Source organism: Bradyrhizobium sp. KBS0727, assembly GCF_005937885.2.
GTDB lineage: Bacteria > Pseudomonadota > Alphaproteobacteria > Rhizobiales > Xanthobacteraceae > Bradyrhizobium.
In genome coordinates, this window is record NZ_CP042176.1 from 5759682 (window position 1) to 5779953 (window position 20272).

The window sequence follows — 20272 nt, forward strand, 5'->3', positions numbered from 1 at the left end:
AGTCCTATCACTCCCGCAAGATATAGGCATCGACATCAGCGCCCGCAGCAAACCCCTCCGAGCCATCAGGCACGACGAGCCAGGCTTCAGCCCGGGCGATCGCATCGAGCGACAATTCACCGGCCGCCAGCGTGACCCAGGCGCCCTCCCTTCGTTCCAGCAGCGCGATCTCGGCGATGCCGACGAGCGATGCGATCTTGCGCGCCAGCGGCAAATTCAGCGTCTTGCGCGGCCGGCGGCCCGACAGACGATCGAGCACGGGCATCGCCAGCGTCCACCACGCCGCGAACGCCTGATCCGGCGCGCCCGGCAGCACGACCACGGGCGTGTTATCGATGCGGCCGACCGCCGCGGTGCGGCCGGGCTGCAGCGCAATGCCATGCGCGAGCACCTTGCCGCCTTCGGCCAACGCCGTCACGGTCGCGTCGGTGCGACCGACGCCGGAGCCGCCGACGATCAGCAGCAGGTCGCAGGCGCCGGTGTCGATGGCGACAGCGATCGATGCGGCATCGCGCGCCGCTGCCGTGAGCGAAACAATGTCAGCGCCCGCGGTCCGCGCACTCTCCGCGGTCCAATCGGCCGTCACCGTGCCGCCGGGCACATTGACGATACGGACGCGCGGACGCCGCACCTTCAGCCGCGTGATCCCCGCAGCACGCGCGATCAAGAGATCGCAGGCAACGACGCGCCGCCCGGACCCGACGACATTGCTTCCCGCGGCAATATCGCCGCCGGCGCGACGCACCCCCTGCCCCGGAATGGCTTCCGCCACAACCTGCGCAACAAGGCCCGAGACATCCACGGAATCGGAATCCAGCACGCAGTCACAGCCGCCGGGGATCGCCTCGCCGGCCTCGACCCAGACCGGCGCCGCGGCCAATGGCACAGGCGAATAGGAGGACGCGCCGACGAGATCGCGGGCGCGCAGCGCAAAGCCGTCGGCGGCCGCGATGTCGTGCGTCGGGTACGCGGCGAGCGGCGGCGTTTCGGCCGCAATGCAGCGCAGCGCTTCATCCAGCGGAAGCGCGACCGGCGGGACCGGTCCCAGCCCGTCCAGCAACGCATTCAGCGCCGCATCGAGCGGGGTCAGCGAAGCCGGCAGGCGCTGGATCGGGGTCATCGCCCGCCTATGCCCTGAATCGCGCCGGAAATAAATAGAACCGGATGCCGGCCGCCGCCGTCTCATCCATCCGGCCAAGTTGACGCGGGCTTTCGAATAGTTGCAAATGGGACCAATCGGCGCCTTTTGAGCCGCCGAAACCAGCACTTGCGGCCAATGCGCCGTGCTCAGGGAGAAGACAGGATGTTCGCGGGGAACCACTCCAGGAATCTATCAAGGCTTGGTGCGCTTGCGGTCGCGATGCTGGCATCGACGGCCGCCTTCGCGCAAGTTTCGGACGATCTGGTCAAGATCGGCGTGCTCACCGACATGAACGGCCCGGCATCGACGCCGACCGGCCAGGGCTCGGTGACAGCAGCGCAAATGGCGGTCGACGATTTCGGCGGCAAGGTTTTGGGCAAGCCTATCAGCGTCATCGTCGGCGACCATCAGTTGAAGCCGGATATCGGCGGCGCCATCGCGCGGCGCTGGTACGATATCGACCAGGTCGACCTGATCGTGGACGTGCCGGTGTCGGCGGTCGGCCTCGCCGTGCAGAACGTCGCCAACGAGAAGAAGAAGCTGTTCATCACCCACTCCACCGGCACCGCGGATTTCCACGGCAAGTTCTGTTCGCCTTACGCGATGCAGTGGGTGTTCGACACCCGCGCGCTCGCGGTCGGCACCGCGCAGGCCGTGGTCAAGCGTGGCGGCGACAGCTGGTTCTTCATCACCGACGATTATGCATTCGGTCATTCGCTCGAGCGCGACGCCTCGACCGTGATCACCGCCAACGGCGGCAAGGTGCTGGGCTCGGTGAAGCCGCCGCTCGCCACGCCCGACCTGTCGTCCTTCGTGCTGCAGGCGCAGGCGTCCAAGGCCAAGATCATCGGCATCGCCGCCGGCCCGCCAAACAACATGAACGAGATCAAGACCGGTTCCGAATTCGGCGTGTTCAAGGGCGGGCAGCAGATGGCCGCGCTGCTGGCGCTGATCACCGACATTCATTCGCTGGGACTGCCGGCTGCGCAAGGCCTGTTGCTGACCACGTCGTTCTACTGGGACATGGACGACAAGACCCGCGAATGGTCGAAGCGCTACTTCGCCAAGATGAACCGGATGCCGACGATGTGGCAGGCCGGCGTCTATTCTTCCGTGACGAGCTATCTCAACGCCGTCAAGGATGCGGGCACCGACGAGCCGCTCAAGGTGGCGGCCAAGATGCGCGAAAAGCCGATCGAGGATTTCTTTTCCCGCAACGGCAAGCTGCGCGAGGACAACCTGATGGTCCATGACCTGATGCTGGTTCAGGTCAAGACGCCGGAAGAGTCCAAATATCCGTGGGACTACTACAAGATCCTCGCCAAGATCTCCGGCGAGGAAGCATTCGGCCCGATCGATCCGGCCTGCGCGATGGCGAAGAAATGACTGCGTAGCAGTCATTCCGGGGCGATGCGTAGCATCGAACCTCAGGGTGCAATTGCACCCCGGGGAATCTCGAGATTCCCCGATGCGCAATTGCGCATCTGAGGTCTGGTCCTTCGGACCATCCCGGAATGACATCGTCCTGAGGCGAAAGCCTCAGAACGAAGTCACTTCACCACCCCGATCTCTTTGAAATATTTCATCACGCCGGGATGGATCAGCCCGACATTCGGCGCGGCGGCGACGGTGTTCGCCGCGGTGGTCTCGCAGGCCTGCGACAGCTTCTTGCAGAAGGCAGCCTCGATCCCGTGCAGCGTCTTGGCCAGCCGGTAGGCGACATCGTCCGGCAGGCTTTCGCGGGCCAGAATGAAGCTCCACGAACCGAGGGAATCGATCGCAGCGGTTTGGTTCGGGTAGCTGTTCGCAGGAATCGTCAACGGCTTGAGATAGGTGTGCTTGGCGCGGATGCGCGCGATCTCGCCGGCATCCGGCACGATGAACCGCGCGCCGCCGGGCGCTTTCGCCATCGCATCGAAGCCAGGCCAGCCGATGCCGGCGCCCCATAGCGCCGCGGCGCGGCCGTCCTGCACCATCGCCGGGCCATCGCCGGCGCGGTCGAGATAGATCGACTTGAAATCCTCATCCTGCTTCAGCCCGATGCCGTCGAGCATGTAGCGCGACAGGATCGGCAGGCCCGAACCCTTGGCGCCGAACGCGACCGGCTGACCGACGAGATCACGAATGGTCTTGTAGGGGCTGTCGGCGCGCACCACGAACATGCCGGGGCTGGAATACATCGCGGTGAGAATTTTCAATTTGGTGGCCGGCCGCCCGATGCCCATGAAGGCTTCATAGGACGGCTCGCCCGCCACCAGACCCATATCGAGCTGGTTTGATTCGAGCAGCGGAATGTTCTCGTTGGAGCCCTTGGTGTTGCGCGGCTCGATCGACATTGATGGATCGGCGGCATTCATGACTTCGGCAAAGGCGTTGCCATAGAGCGGGAAACCGCCGCCGGGAGTCGCAGTGCCCAAGCTGATCGTGGTCTTGGTGGTCATCGAACCGGTCTTGCCTCCGTCTTGCGCCGCGGCGCCACTGGCCAGCAGAAGAACGCCAGCGCAGACAATATGAGCGAGTTTCATGGTCGGCCTCAAGCGTTACGTGCGCAATGATCGCCGCCGAGGTTGTAGGCAAGCGCGGTGTTTTATGAAAGCATGTCGGCAAGCGTAACAAGAAAATGACGGGAAGCCTAATGATCGGATTTTTGCGCAAAGCATTGCTGGTTTGCATTTTAAGTCTTGTTGGCAGTTTTGCCGCCGGAACGGCGCCCTCCGCTGCCGCCGGCTATCCCGATCGCCCGGTGAAATGGCTGATCGGTTTCGCGGCCGGCGGCCCGGTCGATATCGTGGCGCGCATCATGAGCCAGTGGCTGTCGGACCATTTTGGCCAGCAATTCGTGGTCGAGAACCGCGCCGGCTCCGGCGGCAATATCGCAGCCGCCGCGGCGATCAACTCGCCGCCCGACGGCTACACGCTGCTGTTCGTCGCCCCCAACAACGCGATCTCGACCTCGCTGTACAAGAAGCTGCCGTACGACTTCATCCGCGACACCACGCCGGTCGCCAGCATCATGCAGCTCACCAACATGCTTGTGGTGTCGAACGCCACGCCGGTGAAGACGGTTCAGGAGTTCATCGATTACTGCAAGGCCAACCCCGGCAAGATCTCCTATGCGTCGTCGGGCAACGGCACCTCGGTGCACATGTCGGCGGAACTGTTCAAGGCGATGACCAAGTGCGACATGGTGCATGTGCCCTATCGGGGATCTGCGATCGCCTTTCCCGACATCATCTCCAACAAGGTGCAGTTGATCTTCGACAACCTGCCCTCGGCGCTGGAACAAGCCAAGGGCGGCTCGGTGCGCGCGCTCGGCGTCACCTCGCCGCAGCGCTGGCCGAGCGTGCCGGACGTACCTGCCATCGCCGAGACCGTGCCCGGATTCGAGTCGGTCGGCTTCTACGGCATCTCGGCGCCCAGGGACACGCCGCCCGAAATCGTCGACATCCTCAACAAGGCGATCGGCGAGGCGCTGAAGGACCCGAAACTGGTGGCCCGGCTCGCCGAGGTCGGCGGCATCCCGAAGCCGATGACCCCGGCTGAATTCGGCAAGCTGGTCACCGACGAGACCGAAAAGTGGCGCAAGGTGGTGGAATTCGCCGGGGTTTCGGTCGATTAAGCCCGGCATTGCCGGATCGCGATCCGGCCTGTAAACGATCCCGGCACCGTTGCCGGCCGTCCCGCGGCCGTTCGCGGCGGGGCCTGTAGCTCAATGGTTAGAGCCGGCCGCTCATAACGGTCTGGTTGCAGGTTCGAGTCCTGCCGGGCCCACCAATGATTACAGAAGCTTATTACGTTTCTGAAGGGTGACGATTCGACACCGCCTCAGTTACCGCCACAGAAACGATTGCCGGTTTGTTCGCGTACTGGTCTCGCGCACCCGTCTTCGACTCTTGTGCTCGTCGCTGCTCCGCTATGATATTGAGATAGCTTGCTGGCGTCTTACAGACATTGATCGCTGAAAGCGACGCACTTCCCCTTTCCCATCTAATCGGTTTTCACGATCTCCAATTGGGGCACGTCACGCTTCCCGCGCCACGGGAATGATAGTGGCATTTCCCGGAATTTTGGCAGCCGCGCGATTGATCAAACAGGAAGCGCGGATTGGCGATCAGGTCTCGGCACAAGCCCAAGTAGATGTTGTCTGGAAGGTGTTCTACGATCGCCGATGCTCGTCCGGAAAGAATGAATTGCATCGTAGGATGCCGCAACGCCAGCCGTGCCGTCTCCCTATGGCGATCCTCGAGTACCGCAGCAACGCTGGGATAGATCAGTCGTTTGTCGACGCTGTAGAATCCCGAGGAGACGTCGACGACATCGACCGGCAATCTGCTCACTCGGTCCTGGAATGTACAGGTGCCATGACGATCAAAACGCTCGTCGCCCGTCTTCAATGAGATCCTCACTGACGTTTCCAGGCCGGCCGCTCGGCTCTCTCGAGCCCAAGCCTCAACATGGCCAAGACACTCGTCGGCGCCGTCGTATAACCGAGAATCGACGAGCAGACCAAAGAGGTAGCCGTGAGCGGCGTGGAGCTGGACGTGTCCGAACCCGGCCTCAGCGGCTAGCTCGGTCCCAGTGCGCAGATTGGAAAAAAGTTGCCTGAGCGCGTTCGGCGTCACAGTCGCTGCGAGCGCACGACTCAAAGCGATGGCCTCCGCCCAACCCTTCGGACGAAAGCTGGTCGGACCGGAATACCCTTCCCACACCGTAGCAAACTGGATTCCCGGCGTTGTGCCGCGCGTCGAGATTGCGGACGCCAATTTACTCCATCGCCGGCTTCGCGAGATTTTCGGGGTCACCGAGTTGACCCCGTGTCCACCGGGTATGACAACATTTCCGACGATAGCGCACGAAAGTCTAGGCGAGCTGCGCTCGTCATAGAACGCGAGCAAGCGCTTGTCCGGCTCGCCAGCGTCCACATAGCCGGTATTTAGGCCGACGAAAAACGTCCGCCTAACCTTCCTTAAGATATCCGTACCGCTCATCATTCAAGCGCATCTTCTCAAGCACCGCTTCGCCGATATCCACGCGGATCAGGTGCGCGAGCCGCAGCAGATAGATCTGGGCGTCGGCGAGTTCCATCCGAAGATCCGGCGTAGCGGCGCTAAGTTTCGGTCCTGCATAGCCTTGCCGGCTGATGGCCAATTCGACCTTTTTGACGAGATTGGCGAATTCTCCGATCTCGCCCATCAAACCAACCAGATCTTTAGAGAGTTGGCGACAGAGATCTTCGTCGCTTGATAGCTCGACCGGAAAGCCGTGCTTGCGATCTGCATCGATCTGACGGCGGGTGAGGCCGGCGAGCGACAGCTCGCCTGATGTTTCCGATGGCGGCGCGACCTGCGCCGGAGAGCTAAGCCTGGGATCGCCAGCCAACTGTTCGCGGGTCTTCTGCAATTCGTGCCGGAATGGCCAAATCTTGGACTCGAAACCGTGTTGGCCATGGTACGTCCGCTTCGCTGGCGTCTCCAGAATCGTAAAGTCAACCTTAGCGATGTGCTCCAGCAGCGGAAGTTCTATGTATTTGTCGCTTATGTTCTGGGTCACGATGCCTAAGCGCCCGTGGAATCCAGGATCAGCGTAGGTAGCGACAGGACTTAATCCGACGCTAAAGAGAGAGCCCTTGCTGACGACGCGCGCGAAGGTTTTTGCATCGAGCTGAAGCTTCTCATGCGTTATGAGAATTACCCGGTGTCCCGGCTTGATGAGAACAGTGCCGCCGGGATCCACGGCAAAGCGCTTCTCGCCATCCGTCAGGTCGTAGTAAACGTCTCCCATCCGGAGCTCGTAACAGGCGCCCACGCAGCCTTCCGGATCCGCGTTGAGAACGAGCTCGCCACGAGCGATAGCCGTCTCAATCTCATGATCCGCCAAAACCTTCATCCCATCCATCCCAAGGTACTCCTCGGCTTTTCTGCGCGTCGCGGTAGTGTTACATGGTTCGGGTGCCCGCGTCGCCCGCATCCTGCTGCAGCGTTTATTTGGAGAGCCTCGTCCAAACACCGACGGGGCCCTTGCAATTCGGCTTTGCGACGGGATTCCTATATGCGGGCCCAAATGCGACGCGCTGGCTCGTGACTAACTGGCACGTTGTGACAGGCAGGTGGCCGGACGATCCCGGGCATCTTTCCGGTAAACAGCCTCAGAGTCCGGGCTGGCTTCGGTTCAAAGTGGAGAATCCAAGCAGCTCTGGCTGGCAAGAAATGGAGCTCGCGCTTTACGATGCCAACGGACCAACGTGGATAGAGGGAGGCCGTGAGCAAGGGGTAGACCTCGCGCTGATTCGCCTAAAAGATCCGCCGCGGTTTCCTTTGCCGCTGTCCCAGACCTTCGCACCGAGCTCATCCGTGAAGCTGCAGCCGGGCTTGGATGTCGTCATAGTCGGGCACCCATTCGAGCTAGGCAAGCATGCACCGTCAGCGATCTGGAAGGCCGCTATGGTTGCGAGTGATCGGGACACTGCCAAGGAGGGAAACCCTTGGATCTTGCTCGATGTGCCCGGAGTGCCCGGAATGTCCGGATCACCCGTCTATCGCCGCGTGAATCGACCATCGAAGGCGGACACCAAGCGGGGGCCCGCGAATGCCGTTCTTCATTCGCCCGATCGTGAAAAAGACGTCGGCCTTGAATTGCTTGGAGTCTATGCGGGAGCGGTGGGAGAAAAGCAGCTGCAGGAACTGCGTCTAGGCCGGGTATTTCCGATTGAGTTGGTCGAGGACCTGTTGCGCCGGCGCGAGCGCGGCCGAAACCCTTATCCGCCCGAGTTCGCAGCGAAATAAACGATCTGCTGCCCGTTGTCCGCATCCCGCGCCTTAGCGCTTCGTGGCGCTCCGGCGCGGGGACCTCTCCAACACACGATCCAACCGACGCAAAACGAGCTCAGGCCGACGGAGCTCGTGCTGCCATATCCGAACGGGGATCCAGCCCCGCTTCTTCAACTCCCGCACGACAAGGCGATCTCGCCGCTTGTTGCGATCAAGTTTTGCGGTCCAAAAATCCACGTTGGTCGAGGGGATTGCGCCGTGGGTCGGACAGCCGTGCCAAAAACACCCGTCGACGAATATCGCGACCCGCGTTTTGAAGAAGACAAAGTCGGGTCTGCCGAAGACCGCGGCGTTTCGCCTCCAGCCGACAAACCCATGCTCGCTAAGCAGATCCAGCAGACGAAGTTCGGTGAGACGATTGCCGCGTCCTTTAACGCGCGACATGATCTCCGAACGCTGCTTCCTGGAAAATACATCCGCCATCTACCCACTCCCGCCGGGAATGTACTCGAGTCGCCAGCTCGAAACTCGTCTTCGATCTAGTCGAGAGCCCTTAGCGAGCTTGCAATCTGATTGGCATGACGATGGATGAAGTTAGGAGGGAGAGCATTGCCAATCATCAGCGCAACGGCTTCCTTGCTTGCGTGCACGGGGAATCGATACCGCCGCGGGAAGCTTTGCAAGATCGCCGCCTCGCGGAGGGTAATGGCGCGATCCTCGACGGGGTGTAGGAACCGTCCCTTTGACGGGTTGAAACAGCCTCCCGTTATAGTCGGCCCGGGCAGATCCCAAGCGATGCGTCCGTAGATATCTCTGAACCCATCGATACGCTTATGACATTCCAATTGCTTGGATCTAGGCAGATCTGTTCGGCTTCCGCCATTCTTCGGAATCAACTTGATGAGCTTGAGTACCTTCGCACTTCGGTTCTCAGGCAAATTCTGAAGCGCATCTCGGCTTTTTCCGGGTCGCCGAAGATTCGCAAAGGCGTTCCGTACGGTGCGCAGGGTTTGAGATTCCTTGGCCAAGGAAATGTGCACACCGCGGCCGGCTACTAGGATCAGCCGCTTGCGCCGCTGAGGAACGCCATAATGTTTGGCATCCTTCACATCCCATTCGACCTGATAACCGAGCGCGCGCAGGTCTCGGCAGAACTTTCCGAAGGACCAATGTTCCGCAAGCCCTGGAACGTTCTCCATCATGATCGCCCTCGGCAGAAATGCGCGAGTAAAGCGCATCATGTCTCGGATTAGACCGTTTCGGCCGTCTCGCTTCTGCGCAGCGCCGTTCCGCGTCCTCAGTGCCGAAAAGCCTTGGCAAGGTGGACAACCCGCGAGCAAATCCAATTCGCCCGGCTTGAGTTTCAGGCTCTCGCGCAGAGGCTTTGCCCTGACGCGACGAATATCGTCTTGAATGACGCGGACGCCGCGATGATTTGCCTTATAAGTGTCGACGGCCAATGAATCGATTTCGATAGCGGCAAGGACCCTAAAGCCTGCCAACTTCAGACCGAGAGTCAAACCACCGCAACCTGAGAACAGGTCAATTGCCTTAAGCTTCTTCATTTTTGCAGGAAATGAAATCGACCCGTGGGGGTCGCCTTGCCAACTAGACGTCGATATTGACAATTCTCGACCCGCGGCTCAAGAGGGAAGCTGGCAGGCGTCGCAACCCTATGATTTGACAAGTATTTTTGTTCGGCGACCGCGGCTCCGCGAGATTGTTTATGACCAGGATCGCAACTTCGATCGAAGACTTGGCGCGGACAAGCGCCGAAAGCGGAATGGCGCGCGTGGTCCAATTAGCCAAGGAACGCGATTTGGACGCAGAGGAGATTTGCCTGCTGGCTGAAGTTTTGGCTCGAAGCGGCTCCATCCTTTCCCAAGGCAGAAATATCACCGCCGACTTGGCATCGACCGGCGCTCCGACGTCGCTGTCGACCCTTCTTTGCCCTCTCTATCTCTGCGCGTTAGGCATCGCCGTACCGAAGCTCGGCGTTCCCGGTCGTCCGGCGGGCGGAATCGACGTGATGGCACAGATCCCTGGGTACCGCTATCGGCTCGATCCGCGTGAGATCCAAGCCATTATCGATCGTTGCGGGTACGCGCACTTCGTCGCAGGCGAAACCTCGGCACCTCTCGATGCGGCCCTCTTCGCTTACCGTCAGAAGAACGGAGCGCAGAATGTTCCGGAACTTGCGGCCGCAAGTCTACTCGCAAAGAAGATCGCCTGCGGCGTCCGATTTGCCGGGCTGGACGTGCGCGTTGCGCCGCATGGCAATTTCGGAGGTACGCTTTCGGAGGCGGCGAGTTCTGCCCTGAAATTCTGCCAAGCGGCTCGCATCGCGAACATCCAAGCCTTGGCCTTTTTGACCGACGCCCGGCTGCCGTACCAACCGTTTATCGGTCGAAGCGAGGCGCTTGCTGCCTTGCAAGCCGTGCTTTCACGACGAGCCGATCCTTGGCTCGGGGACCACGATGCCATGTGTCGATCGATGTCCTACCAAGTCGGGACGATTGCAGGATATCCGGTCGACACTTCCGCGACCGGCGACATCTTGCAGGTATTCTCCCGAAACGTCGAAGCGCAAGGCGGATCGATGGAAGCATTCGAAGCGAGGGTTTACGCGGCGCTCCGATCGCATACTCGCGAACTGAAGGCTGAGCGCGACGGCTTCTACCGGCTGGATCTGGAACGGTTGCGCGCGGCATTCGTCAAGGCCAACGAGGCAACGTCTGCCGGCGGGGAATTCCCGGATCGATTGGGCGTTATCTTGCTGGTCCGTCCGGGTCGGTATGTCAGGCGGGGAGACGTTTTGGCGACAGCCCGTGCCGACGAAGCCGCTTGGCATAACTCTGGCACCCTTCTAGCTTCCGCCTTTCAGGCGGACGAGTTGTTGGACTATGCACCCGGGGTGGAGGAGATCATTCGTGCCTAGCTACTGCTGCTTCTTCTGCCCGACCAACACGTTCGAGGAACGGTCGCTCGACGCTCCATGCAAACTCTGCGGTCGGCCGTTCGGCTTTCCCTTGCAGAATTCCCCAGATGAGATCGGCGAGTTCAAGGTCCTGAAGCCCTTGGGACGCGGGTTCTATGCTGCTACGTACGTCGCGGAGCGAAAAGCCGGTCTGAAGACCAAGGTTGTGCTCAAAGTCACGCCGAGATCATTCTACGAATTTTTCAAAAAGAATTTCGAAGCCGAGTGCCAGCTTCATCAGGAGGTCGCGGAAGGCACCGAGCATCTCGTCAAGATTCGGAACATGATGCCCGAGGTCGCGATCAAGTTCGGCGCCGACAGCCTGCCGTGCTGCGTCGCCGAATTGGATTACCTGGAAGGTCCTTTGCTGAGCGACTATTTTGACGGAAAGGAGCGAGTATCGGCGCCGATCGCGGCCCAAATCGCGATTGATCTGCTGCGACTAAGGGAGGAGATGGAAAAACGGCACATCTTTCACAACGACCTTCATGCCGGTAACATCATAATCGAACATCTCAGGCGCGAACGACAGAGGGTCGACGCCGTCTATCCGTCGATCCGCGCCGTGGCCATCGACTTGGGCTCGGCCAGCGAAATCAGCCGAAGCGACCCCGAAAAGCAGCGCGTAGGAGATCTGACTAGAATAGCCGAGCATATGTCAAAGCTCGTTGCGCGTCTTCTGCACGATCCAGACACGGTTTCGGACCACGATTTCCGCCTCGCTAGTGCAGTGCAAAGCATCTTTCACGTCCTAGCCGCTCCGGCTGCGAATACTCGGCTGCCGGCGGCCCAGGAGCTGATCCAGCAAGTAAAGCAAGCCCATGAGATGTTGCCGCGCCATTGGCGGCCATCTTGGCGACAGCCCCTAACACTCAGTAGCTTCGGCTCATACTACAATGCACAAACGCTCGAGCCCTGGTACGTGCCTGCACTGTTGATCGATCCGAAAGGCGCTTGGCTCCACCAAATCGGCACTCCCGGTCCACAAGTGATCACGGGAATGCGAGGCTGCGGGAAGACGATGTTGCTTCGTGCCCTGCAGTTTCACGCGCGCGCCTCCAAGATCGGCGGCGAGACCGATTCAGGCGTGATCGCACGCGTGAAGCGCGACCGGTACATCGGTCTTTTCGTGTCGGCACAGCGGTTGCTCGACAGGATAAGCGGCACCGATGCGGATCGATCCGATCCGTTTGCTCGTCTTCTGTTGGCCTATGCTCTCGAAGCCGTCCGTTCTGTGATGCATTTGAAGGACATCGAAGGGCACCAAGTCGTCGATACCGCCCACAAGATTCTTGCCTCGACCATTCAGCGTCTGACCACGGGTCTGGATGATCTGACTGATAGCATCGATCTCGACGATCTAGACTTCAGGATCACCAAGGCACAAGTAACGCTCGGGCGCGACAGCTCGAATATCAAGCTCGAAATCCATCCTGCCGAGGCGTTCGTCCACGTGGCGGAAGCGCTTCGTAGTTGCTCCAGTCAATGGGCCGGAGCCCAGGTCCTGTATCTTCTCGACGACGTCTCTACGCGTTACTTGAATGCCGCGAGGATCAAGCAACTCCTTTCGGCTCTAATGTTCCAAAACCCCGTGTGCGCCTTCAAGATCACGTCCGAAGTTCAGACGATGGAGCTCGAGCTGAGGACCCCGGGCGAAAACCTGCCAGCTAGGGAGGGGCGTGACTACTCCGTCTTCGATCTCGGCTCGGCCGTTTACGACGAGATCAAGGGACACCGAGGCAAGGCATTCGTCGAGGAAATTCTGGCGTACCGCGCGCGCCATTTCTCGACGCATCCTCATGCTCCCCCATCCAAAATTCTCGGCAACGTCAATCTCGAGACGATCGCGCGGGAGATCACCGAGAGTAAGGCGACATCGAGAGAGAGGAAGCAGGTCTATCGTGGTATTACAGCTCTGGCGCACGTATGCGTGGGAGACATCGGCGATGTCATCAGCCTCTACGAGAGAATAATTAAGGCTGCGAACGGATCGTATCCGGTCTCCCCTGAAACGCAGTCGGAATGCTTTCAGAATCACTGTTCTCACAGGCTCTATGACCTGAACAGACGTGGTGGCTCTCTGAAGGACGTTGCCCAATCGTTTGCGGAGGCTTCGTACGAGCAGATGACCAAGTCTGCCCGGGGGGCCAGGGCCGAAGGTCAGACACCGCGGATTCGGCAATACTCCTCCATTTACGTGCGCATGACGTCCGGCGATACCGGAAAGCAGATGCATCAGTTGCGAGAACTTATCGACGCCGGCGTCTTCGTTTTCACGGGTGGCCGTCCTCGCACGAAGACCCGGGATTCGGATCCAATCCTGCAATTCAAACTGACCTTCAGACGCATCTACGGTCTCGCCAATCACATCGGATTGGCCGAACGCGACAGGTTCGAACTGTCGGGAACCGAACTTGAGGAATGGTTGTCAGAGCCGACTCGAGGAAAGGAGATACTTCAGCGCAATCTTGGGGGTGGCCTTGAAGACGAGACGGAAGAGAGCGAAACGGATGCATCTTCAGCGTCTCCGGCTACTGACGAAGCCGAAGTTGCTGCGCCCGCAGATAACCGCACACCGACTCTTTTCGATTCGCTGGATGGCATGGCAGTTGGGTCTAGCGGACCTTACCGCTACTCGGATGGTTCTCTTGATCAACGAATCTCGGTCGAAGAGTTGACCGATGACGAGATGGCAGCTCTACGTCCGACCTCTCTTGTGCTCGGCCTCGGCTTCGAGGAGCGAACGCTCGAATCGGCAAAGCGGCTCGTAAGACTTCTAAAGCCCACGCGATCGTACGCCGTAGGCTACGAAGAGCAGGGAAAATCGCGAGAGATCAAACGCCTTCTCGAAAAATGGGGGCCAGCGGATCTGACGACGGTCCCTTACTCGAAAGCTTTACGCGACGGAATCCAGGTAGAGGATGACGGAGCGACCCTCGTGGATGTGACAGGCCTCGCCAAGCCGATCATCTTCCATACGATCCGTCAAAGCCTACGACGTACCGGTTCGGTGCTCGTAGCTCACACGCGCGCCAAACACTATTATCCCACAGAGACAGACATGAAGAGCCTGCTCAAGTCCGAACGGGACCGCCACAAGTTCTTCGAGGCACTATCTGGCATTCTGACGGGCGAAAAAGGGCCCTATCAACGCATTCCACTGCTCACCGCCGACGCGGATGAAACCAGGAGAAGCCTTCTCGTGGCGTTCTCTTCGCCGAAGCACGAGAGGCTTCTATCCTTGGTCGAGAGTAAGGTGATAGACCGGCTGGAGGTCGTCGCACCCAATGGCGATACAGCTCGCAATAGAGTGGCTCGTCAGATTGCGGATATAGCCGCTACCGACAATGCGAGCTCCAAGGTGACATTGATAGATTCAGACGATCTAGGGACCACGGTCGATTTTCTTCGAAAGGGTTTCGAGGATTGGTACGTTCGCGGCGGCTTCAACTTCGAAATCGGCCTCACGGGCTCAAAAATGGAAGCCGTGGCCGCCGCAGCCATTTCGGCGTTCTACAAGCTGACGCAGTGCTGGTATGTACGGCCACAGCAATTCGATCCGCAACGATTTACGAAGGGCGCGGGCGACACTCGCTTCTTCAGGATTTCCGGTAGAGAACCGCAGGAGGACGCCACGGCTGATTAGGCCCGGCGCGTCATGAGCACGTCACCACCCAATGTCGCGACAATGGAGATCAAGCTCGGTCGACTGAAAGATGCGTTGCTTCGCGGCCGGCGCCACGACGGATGCCTCCGGCTCTGGAGTGACTTCATTCGGGAACGTGACGGGCATAGATGCGTCGATTGCCATTCGCGAAAGCGGCTTTCTGCACATCACATTTGCCGCAAGTCGTTCTTGCGTATAGCCGAATTCCAGACGGGGAATGGGATTACTTTATGCCACGACTGCCATAAGGAGATGCATCGTGGCTTCAATGCTCGCCCCGACCTGTCGCTTCCGGTCGATGCCCAAGGCGGAGAAAAACTGGCTGCCGCCGAGCGGTTGTTCAGCATCCTGACTGATGATGCGGTCGAGCGGAACTTGATGAAGGACGAGTTTTACTTTCTCAGCGACAAGGTACTCGGATCGCTCAAGCGCATGCAAGGGTACGACCCTGCTACTTATTTTCCCGGCTCGCGCATTGAACAGGCCTACCTGATTCTAGCGGAGTGCGAGCTCGGGATGCGCCGCGCAATGGCTGGAGCCGACGGAATGCCCATGACGAGCGAGCCACTTCTACCGGGAGGACTCTATCTTGTGCTTCCCGAAAGGCCAGGCGAGCCGCGCAAGACCGTGGTCGTGCGGACTTACGTGCCTCGCTCGAAATCGAATGAAGTTGACGAAAAGAAAGCTTCTTCAGGAACTCGCCGCGGGCCGCAGCCGAAGGGGGAGCCTGAATGAACGTCGGTCAATTAAACTTAGGCCGAATTCCGCGAACGTCTTGGCCAAGAGCGGCGGAACGGCATTACCTATCATCCTGGCGACTGCGCACACGGCGTCCTGCGGATAGAAAATATAATCGTCCCGGAAGGATTGAAGCGCCGCCGCTTCACGAAGCGAAATACCGCGGTTTTGCGACGTGTCGTAGTGACCGAACCTACCGTTCGAGATACTATGGCACTTTGTTGTGATCGTAGGTGACGGACGATCGGGTCTCATCCGTGTGTAGACGTCCGTGAAGCAAGCGGTCTTGAGCCTCTTTTTAACCCGACGGTGACACGCCAACGAGAGATCTCCGTATGGGGTCGACGAAAGGTAGCCGTTGTTTTGGCCTGGAATCGCCGATGCGATCCTCTTGAGATTGGTGTCGCTCAGACTTCGTGCCCGATGATTGGGAATATCAGGATGAAGCTGACCGGCTTCGATCTTCGGAAGGTGTGCTATCACTTGCTGGACGGAGACGGTTTCGCCCGTTGACGTCGCCAGAGGAATAGTCAACGACCCCGGCTTGGCTACGGACTTCTTCGCGCGCGATTTCCTTACGGCGACCAGGATGGACCGCTTGCGATATTGAGGAATGCCGAAGTTGGAAGCACATACGACATCCTTGCCGACCGCGTATCCAGCTCGGCACAAGGCCTCGCAAAATTCCTGCCATATTCCCCCAAATTTCGGATCCGAGATTCCGGCGACGTTCTCCGACAGCACGATGTCGGGTTGGAATGCCTTCACGAACGCAAGCGCTTCGGACAGAAGGTTCTTGTCCTTTCGCCGTCGCTCTATCCGATGCTCGGAAAGCTCCTTCCGCGCCAAGGTGGTGAAAGGCTGGCAAGGCGCGCATATCGCGAATAGCAGCGGCACTCCCGGCGCGAGCCCGCGGTATTTGTCGACCAGCAATCGAAGCTCCTTCTGAAGCTTCTCTTGTTCACCGCCCGGGTGTGCTTTCGATGCAGGAAAGATATCGCGGCAAAGGAAATAGGGCGGCCGCCTGTCCAAGGCGCCGTTTCCGTTATTTTCGACGTACGTTCGCTCGCAACTTAGATCCTTGTCGATTCCTGCGATCACATAGCCGCCAGCATCGAGCAGCCCGCGCGTCGTCCCGCCGGCCCCGCTGAAGAAATCCACCGCAAGAAACGCGGGCATTTTAACGCGGTTGACCGCATCTTTCTTGGTGTCTGGCCCAGTTGAACTAAGCATCTTTATCGCTTCCGAAGTTGAAGAAGTCGATCCCGATGCGCGAGAGATGAGAGCCGGTCAGTTGGAGAACACGGCTCGCATAGTTGGGACGAAGTTGACCGACGATGGTAAATTCGGCTTCCGGCGCGAATTGTGGAACGTTTCCGGCCTGCAACACCCTCATGGCGCGAAAAGCCAATGCGTCACCTGCCGCGACCACCACCTTCCCCGCGTCAAGCGTGAAGAAGATCTCCGGATCGGGCGTCGACGTCATATTGTCGAGCAGCGAAAGGTAGAGTGTCTCCGTCGGTCGCGTGACGAATGCAAACCGACCTTGGGTCGCCCTCTTCAGGGCGTCTACCGGGTTCGCCTTTTGCAGTCGGATCGCCACCATGGCTCGAACGGGATGAATGCTCTTCATCCAGGCTTGCGCGGGGCCGGGAGACCGAGACATCAGGTCGCAAGCAGGCGTTGCGACCATCCAATAATCATCTCCGGCGCTAAATATCGTTCCGGTGGTGATCCTAGATTTCGCGAACGTCTCGGTCGATAGGAACGCATTGAGAAATGAAACGACGGCGCTGGGGTCGATCTGATGATCCACATGGGCCAAAGCCGCCGCCCTGGATAGGACCTCGCCCGCCGTAAGCTTTTCGCCCAAGTGCTGCCGGATACCCCCCAGCACTTTCGTGGCGAGTTCACGCATCGGTCGATCACCGGAGATCCTGTGTCTGAGGGTCTCCACAATCCGGTCGATCACGCTTTCCACGGCGCTCTCGGGATCTTCGTTACCTGCCAGTTCCTCCAGGAGGTAGTGGCTTAGCCCAACCTGACGACTGGCCTCCGAGAACACCTTCGGATCCGTGGCGACAGACTCAAGTTCGAGCCGGTTCTGGATTTCGGATACCAACAACTGCAGAAAATTCGGCCTCCAATCGACCAGCGCGGCGGTTAAGCCGGTCATGAGGACCTTTACTTCGTCATCGACATCCGCCTTTTTGACGATGGCGATGAAGCAGCCTCTGCACTGCAGCCAATGCGGCTTACCGGCACCATACTTGCCTTGAAGAGGCCTCGGCCCGAGATCGTCCTTTTCATCTAGCGCCTTGAGCGCCGGGACCCGGCGCTTCTCCAACGCCGACCTAAGCAATATCTCGACCATGATCCGTGGGTCGCCGGCATCTTCGCCGAGCGTCTCGCGGATCCGTTTAACCATCTCGCCTTTCTGGGTTCGATCGACTCGAGAAATTCCACCCGTGAGATAGGCGGCCAGCGCGCCGTCGGTCGGCCGCAAGAGCTTATTTACGTCGACCTGCTCCCACCAAGCCGCTTCTTTCGCGTTCTCTTTGAGAAACGTAGCGAGCCGCAGATCGGGCCGCACGTTGGTCGCCACATCGAACCAAACATCCTCAAGTTTCGCGTTGGTATAGACGACAACAGTATTGAAATGGGGGGAGTCTGCAAGCTTCCGCAGAATTTCAACGGATTTGGCGTTGTCGCCCCCCTCGCCGTCGAGGTGAAAATCGAGCACGATCAGATCGCACTTTCTCAGCCGCTCGACCATGTGCAGGTCGCCGGGCGTGAATGTGTTCTCGATGTCGCATGGCAGGAACTGCTCGCGGAACGCCGTATATAGCTTACGAGCCCTGTCGTTTTCCGGGTAGGTTTCGAACGCCTTCTCGCCTCCAAACATATCCGCGTACGTCGGAAACGCATCGTCGACCAAAAAAACGCTCTTCAGGCTGCCAACGAACGTCGACCTGACAGCCTCTTCATACTCACCGTTCATTACTCAACGCCCTGAAACTCGATAACAAAATTGGCACCTTTGAGCGGACGCGGATCGTCGCCGCTTGCGTATCGAATGCGATGTCGCGCAACGGCGAGGTTCGCTTGTGAAAGGAACAGTCCCAAGCCTCTTCCCTTCGCTCTCCGCGTGAAGAAGAGTTGGAACAAGCGACCGACATCATCGGGGTCGACACCTGGTCCGGAGTCCGACACGATCGCCTTCCCGTCTTGGAAATCGAACGTAATGCGCCGCTCCTGCACGAATTGCAGCCAATAGAACGAATTGTTCACGAGGTTCACAAATACGGGGTAGATGCGCGATCTGAGATCGTTGAAGGCAATCTTCCTGAAGGCCTTTGTGGCGTCAAACGAGACCTTCTCCGACCGGAACCGCCGCTCGAAGAACTCACTCACGTAGTCGGCGATCTCCGCGCCCGTGATTCGCTCGCGATTGCGATAGCCAGCGATCTTGAGGGGCGCCAGGAACTTCAGCTTTTCGGTCAACGCCGAGTGGGCCTCGTAAGCGAGCTTATACGGTCGTGTTTCTTTCGCGTCTGCTGGCAGCTTGTCGAGATTGCGCCGGACCTCGACATCTAGCGTCTCAAGCTCGTGCCCGATGATTTCCACAGCGATACCGAGCTGCGCAACCTGATAGATATCGCGGAGTCTGTCTTCCAGTTCGGCCCTGTCATCGTCGATGACGGATAGAGCCTCTTCGAGATCGATACCCTCCTTTAGGCGATCGAGCGCTCTGATCAGAGCCGCGTACTTAGACCGCAGCTCGGACTCGACCTCCGACCGACGTTGATCGACGAGGTCGATCACCGACGCGAGGCCCGTTATGCTGACGCGTCCCTTCGCATAAGGAGCGGCAATCTCGGGATAGCGCTCCCGGTCGGCATCTACTGTCGCACGCCATTCGCCCCGCAGCGCATCGAACTTTACCGTAACCGACTGCGCTGCCTCATCCAGGAAAGCCGCGATCGCGGCCGTATTCGACTTTATTCGAGCGGCGACGACGTCAGCTGGGTCTTCTCTCCCGACTTTTGCCTCCGCCTCATTCAGGGCCGAACGCAGGTCTGCCGCTTCATCCGAAACTTCACCGAATGAATCTCGGTACCGACGATAAGCATCTTCCAGGTTGCCGAGATTCCTTGGCGCGGGCGGCGGCTTGAGTTCCTGCAATTCGCGATTGAGGTTCCTGACCTCGGAAGAGATGACCGCGACCTGCTCGCTGTTTTTCGACTTTACGACCTCCGCCAACCTGGATTTTAGTTGTGATATCCGGGTGCGTGTCGCCTGGACGGGCTGCTCGTTGGCCTTGATGAACTGTCGCAGCTTCGAACGCTGGTCCGTCCGCAACCGCTCGGTGGTAGCTCTCGCAGCTGCTGTACGCTTCTCCACCTCTGCAAGGTGATCTTTCCTGATTGGCGCATCCGTGCCGAAGAACCGACGAGCGAAATTCTTCATCAGGTCAACTACTAGAAACTGAAGCTCACGCCGGGCCTTGTTCTCCACGAGTCCTTCGCGACCGGCCTTGTCTTTCAGATGCGGGTTAGTCAGACGCGACAGTGCGACTCTTCCGAAGACGCGACGAAATGAGAAGAACTCCCGCCCGGCATGAAGTGTGCGCCGCTCTTCGATCTTGAAGAAATCGCTGTCCGGCCGACCGTAGGGCATAACCCGCAGTTCGTCGCGGTATACGGCGAGCCCCGCATACCGGTCGGCCTTTTCATTTAGTTGTTCGAATTGTTGCTCCGTGTGGGTCGTATTTTCCAGCTTCTGTTCGAACGTCCCGATGCAGAACTTGAAAGGACCGACCTGATCTCGACGGCTTTGCGAGGGAGGGCGACTGGGGACGAACTCTTGGATGCCGAGATCCTTTCCGAACGCGATGACGCGTCCTTTGAATCGACCGCGTGTATCGAACGCGCCGTCAATAACGTGTTCCAGCAGCATCAAATCGTCGTACCCAAATACGT

The 20272-nt window shown here is 59.3% G+C and carries 16 protein-coding genes, 1 tRNA gene and 1 pseudogene; 9 read left to right on the forward strand and 9 right to left on the reverse strand.

Features of this window, described 5'->3' with window-relative positions:
* Positions 1 to 7: 7 nt before the first annotated feature.
* On the reverse strand, positions 8 to 1120 hold the full coding sequence (locus FFI89_RS27070; RefSeq protein WP_138830598.1) for a molybdopterin-binding protein: 1113 nt from the start codon (positions 1118 to 1120) through the stop codon (positions 8 to 10).
* Positions 1121 to 1303: 183 nt separating this feature from the next.
* Between FFI89_RS27070 and FFI89_RS27075 the strand changes: the two genes are divergently transcribed.
* Positions 1304 to 2527, forward strand: a complete 1224-nt coding sequence (locus FFI89_RS27075; protein ID WP_371721833.1) for an ABC transporter substrate-binding protein — start codon at positions 1304 to 1306, stop codon at positions 2525 to 2527.
* 164 nt (positions 2528 to 2691) lie between these two features.
* On the opposite strand, the gene FFI89_RS27085 is transcribed toward FFI89_RS27075, so the two are convergent.
* Positions 2692 to 3666 carry a TAXI family TRAP transporter solute-binding subunit gene (locus tag FFI89_RS27085; protein ID WP_138830599.1) on the reverse strand — a complete coding sequence of 325 codons (975 nt, stop codon included), beginning with the start codon at positions 3664 to 3666 and terminating at the stop codon, positions 2692 to 2694.
* A 95-nt stretch (positions 3667 to 3761) separates the two neighbouring features.
* On the opposite strand from FFI89_RS27085, the gene FFI89_RS27090 reads away from it, so the two are divergent.
* Both FFI89_RS27090 and FFI89_RS27095 read left to right on the forward strand, forming a co-directional pair.
* Entirely contained in the window at positions 3762 to 4760 is a 999-nt protein-coding gene (locus FFI89_RS27090) for a tripartite tricarboxylate transporter substrate binding protein (RefSeq protein WP_138830600.1), read from the forward strand.
* 79 nt (positions 4761 to 4839) lie between these two features.
* Positions 4840 to 4915 (forward strand) — tRNA-Ile (locus FFI89_RS27095).
* A 224-nt stretch (positions 4916 to 5139) separates the two neighbouring features.
* Here the strand turns inward: FFI89_RS27095 and FFI89_RS27100 are convergent.
* Both FFI89_RS27100 and FFI89_RS27105 read right to left on the reverse strand, forming a co-directional pair.
* The gene (locus FFI89_RS27100; protein ID WP_138830601.1) at positions 5140 to 6132 is read right to left on the reverse strand and encodes a hypothetical protein; all 993 of its coding nucleotides are present in this window, start codon (positions 6130 to 6132) and stop codon (positions 5140 to 5142) included.
* On the reverse strand, positions 6098 to 7036 hold the full coding sequence (locus tag FFI89_RS27105; RefSeq protein WP_138830602.1) for a hypothetical protein: 939 nt from the start codon (positions 7034 to 7036) through the stop codon (positions 6098 to 6100). Before FFI89_RS27105 ends, FFI89_RS27100 begins: the two co-directional genes overlap by 35 nt.
* A 44-nt stretch (positions 7037 to 7080) precedes the next feature.
* Here FFI89_RS27105 and FFI89_RS35430 point away from each other — a divergent pair.
* Positions 7081 to 7620: pseudogene (locus FFI89_RS35430) on the forward strand (hypothetical protein); the annotation flags it as partial.
* Between the two features lie 36 nt (positions 7621 to 7656).
* Positions 7657 to 7923: a hypothetical protein gene (locus tag FFI89_RS35065; protein WP_246669265.1), complete on the forward strand. Its 267-nt coding sequence runs from the start codon at positions 7657 to 7659 to the stop codon at positions 7921 to 7923.
* Between the two features lie 33 nt (positions 7924 to 7956).
* Here the strand turns inward: FFI89_RS35065 and vsr are convergent, their stop codons facing one another.
* Together vsr and FFI89_RS27120 are read right to left on the reverse strand one after the other, a co-directional pair.
* Positions 7957 to 8391 (reverse strand): DNA mismatch endonuclease Vsr, encoded by a 435-nt coding sequence (vsr, locus tag FFI89_RS27115; RefSeq protein WP_138830604.1) that lies wholly within the window; start codon positions 8389 to 8391, stop codon positions 7957 to 7959.
* 56 nt (positions 8392 to 8447) lie between these two features.
* Positions 8448 to 9473: a DNA cytosine methyltransferase gene (locus FFI89_RS27120; RefSeq protein WP_138830605.1), complete on the reverse strand. Its 1026-nt coding sequence runs from the start codon at positions 9471 to 9473 to the stop codon at positions 8448 to 8450.
* Positions 9474 to 9634: 161 nt separating this feature from the next.
* Between FFI89_RS27120 and FFI89_RS27125 the strand changes: the two genes are divergently transcribed.
* Genes FFI89_RS27125 through FFI89_RS27135 form a run of 3 tightly spaced genes read left to right on the forward strand, consistent with a single transcriptional unit; the run spans position 9635 to position 15287 of the window.
* Positions 9635 to 10846 carry a hypothetical protein gene (locus FFI89_RS27125; protein ID WP_138830606.1) on the forward strand — a complete coding sequence of 404 codons (1212 nt, stop codon included), beginning with the start codon at positions 9635 to 9637 and terminating at the stop codon, positions 10844 to 10846.
* Positions 10839 to 14531 carry a protein kinase family protein gene (locus FFI89_RS27130; RefSeq protein ID WP_138830607.1) on the forward strand — a complete coding sequence of 1231 codons (3693 nt, stop codon included), beginning with the start codon at positions 10839 to 10841 and terminating at the stop codon, positions 14529 to 14531. The genes FFI89_RS27125 and FFI89_RS27130 overlap by 8 nt, the downstream gene beginning before the upstream one ends.
* Before the next feature lie 12 nt (positions 14532 to 14543).
* Positions 14544 to 15287: an HNH endonuclease gene (locus FFI89_RS27135; RefSeq protein ID WP_138830608.1), complete on the forward strand. Its 744-nt coding sequence runs from the start codon at positions 14544 to 14546 to the stop codon at positions 15285 to 15287.
* Here the strand turns inward: FFI89_RS27135 and FFI89_RS27140 are convergent.
* The 3 genes from FFI89_RS27140 to FFI89_RS35435 are packed head-to-tail and all read right to left on the reverse strand — an operon-like array spanning position 15243 to position 19115.
* Positions 15243 to 16523 (reverse strand): DNA cytosine methyltransferase, encoded by a 1281-nt coding sequence (locus FFI89_RS27140; RefSeq protein WP_138830609.1) that lies wholly within the window; start codon positions 16521 to 16523, stop codon positions 15243 to 15245. The two genes, FFI89_RS27135 and FFI89_RS27140, sit on opposite strands and share 45 nt — an antisense overlap.
* Positions 16516 to 18291: a response regulator receiver domain gene (locus FFI89_RS27145; protein ID WP_138830610.1), complete on the reverse strand. Its 1776-nt coding sequence runs from the start codon at positions 18289 to 18291 to the stop codon at positions 16516 to 16518. The genes FFI89_RS27140 and FFI89_RS27145 overlap by 8 nt, the downstream gene beginning before the upstream one ends.
* Positions 18291 to 19115, reverse strand: coding sequence for an ATP-binding protein (locus FFI89_RS35435; RefSeq protein WP_371722536.1), 825 nt, complete (start codon positions 19113 to 19115; stop codon positions 18291 to 18293). Before FFI89_RS35435 ends, FFI89_RS27145 begins: the two co-directional genes overlap by 1 nt.
* Before the next feature lie 157 nt (positions 19116 to 19272).
* Between FFI89_RS35435 and FFI89_RS35440 the strand changes: the two genes are divergently transcribed.
* Positions 19273 to 19419: a hypothetical protein gene (locus FFI89_RS35440; protein WP_371722537.1), complete on the forward strand. Its 147-nt coding sequence runs from the start codon at positions 19273 to 19275 to the stop codon at positions 19417 to 19419.
* Positions 19420 to 20272: the final 853 nt, after the last annotated feature.

Excerpts from the sequence above, each read along its gene's own strand:
- FFI89_RS27105 (WP_138830602.1), bottom strand. The coding sequence starts at position 7,036 with ATGGATGGGATGAAGGTTTTGGCGGATCATGAGATTGAGACGGCTATC.
- FFI89_RS27090 (WP_138830600.1), top strand. The coding sequence starts at position 3,762 with ATGACGGGAAGCCTAATGATCGGATTTTTGCGCAAAGCATTGCTGGTT.
- FFI89_RS27085 (WP_138830599.1), bottom strand. The coding sequence starts at position 3,666 with ATGAAACTCGCTCATATTGTCTGCGCTGGCGTTCTTCTGCTGGCCAGT.
- FFI89_RS27120 (WP_138830605.1), bottom strand. The coding sequence starts at position 9,473 with ATGAAGAAGCTTAAGGCAATTGACCTGTTCTCAGGTTGCGGTGGTTTG.
- FFI89_RS27100 (WP_138830601.1), bottom strand. The coding sequence starts at position 6,132 with ATGATGAGCGGTACGGATATCTTAAGGAAGGTTAGGCGGACGTTTTTC.
- FFI89_RS27135 (WP_138830608.1), top strand. The coding sequence starts at position 14,544 with ATGAGCACGTCACCACCCAATGTCGCGACAATGGAGATCAAGCTCGGT.
- vsr (WP_138830604.1), bottom strand. The coding sequence starts at position 8,391 with ATGGCGGATGTATTTTCCAGGAAGCAGCGTTCGGAGATCATGTCGCGC.
- FFI89_RS27145 (WP_138830610.1), bottom strand. The coding sequence starts at position 18,291 with ATGAACGGTGAGTATGAAGAGGCTGTCAGGTCGACGTTCGTTGGCAGC.
- FFI89_RS27140 (WP_138830609.1), bottom strand. The coding sequence starts at position 16,523 with ATGCTTAGTTCAACTGGGCCAGACACCAAGAAAGATGCGGTCAACCGC.
- FFI89_RS35065 (WP_246669265.1), top strand. The coding sequence starts at position 7,657 with ATGTCCGGATCACCCGTCTATCGCCGCGTGAATCGACCATCGAAGGCG.
- FFI89_RS27070 (WP_138830598.1), bottom strand. The coding sequence starts at position 1,120 with ATGACCCCGATCCAGCGCCTGCCGGCTTCGCTGACCCCGCTCGATGCG.
- FFI89_RS27125 (WP_138830606.1), top strand. The coding sequence starts at position 9,635 with ATGACCAGGATCGCAACTTCGATCGAAGACTTGGCGCGGACAAGCGCC.
- FFI89_RS27075 (WP_371721833.1), top strand. The coding sequence starts at position 1,304 with ATGTTCGCGGGGAACCACTCCAGGAATCTATCAAGGCTTGGTGCGCTT.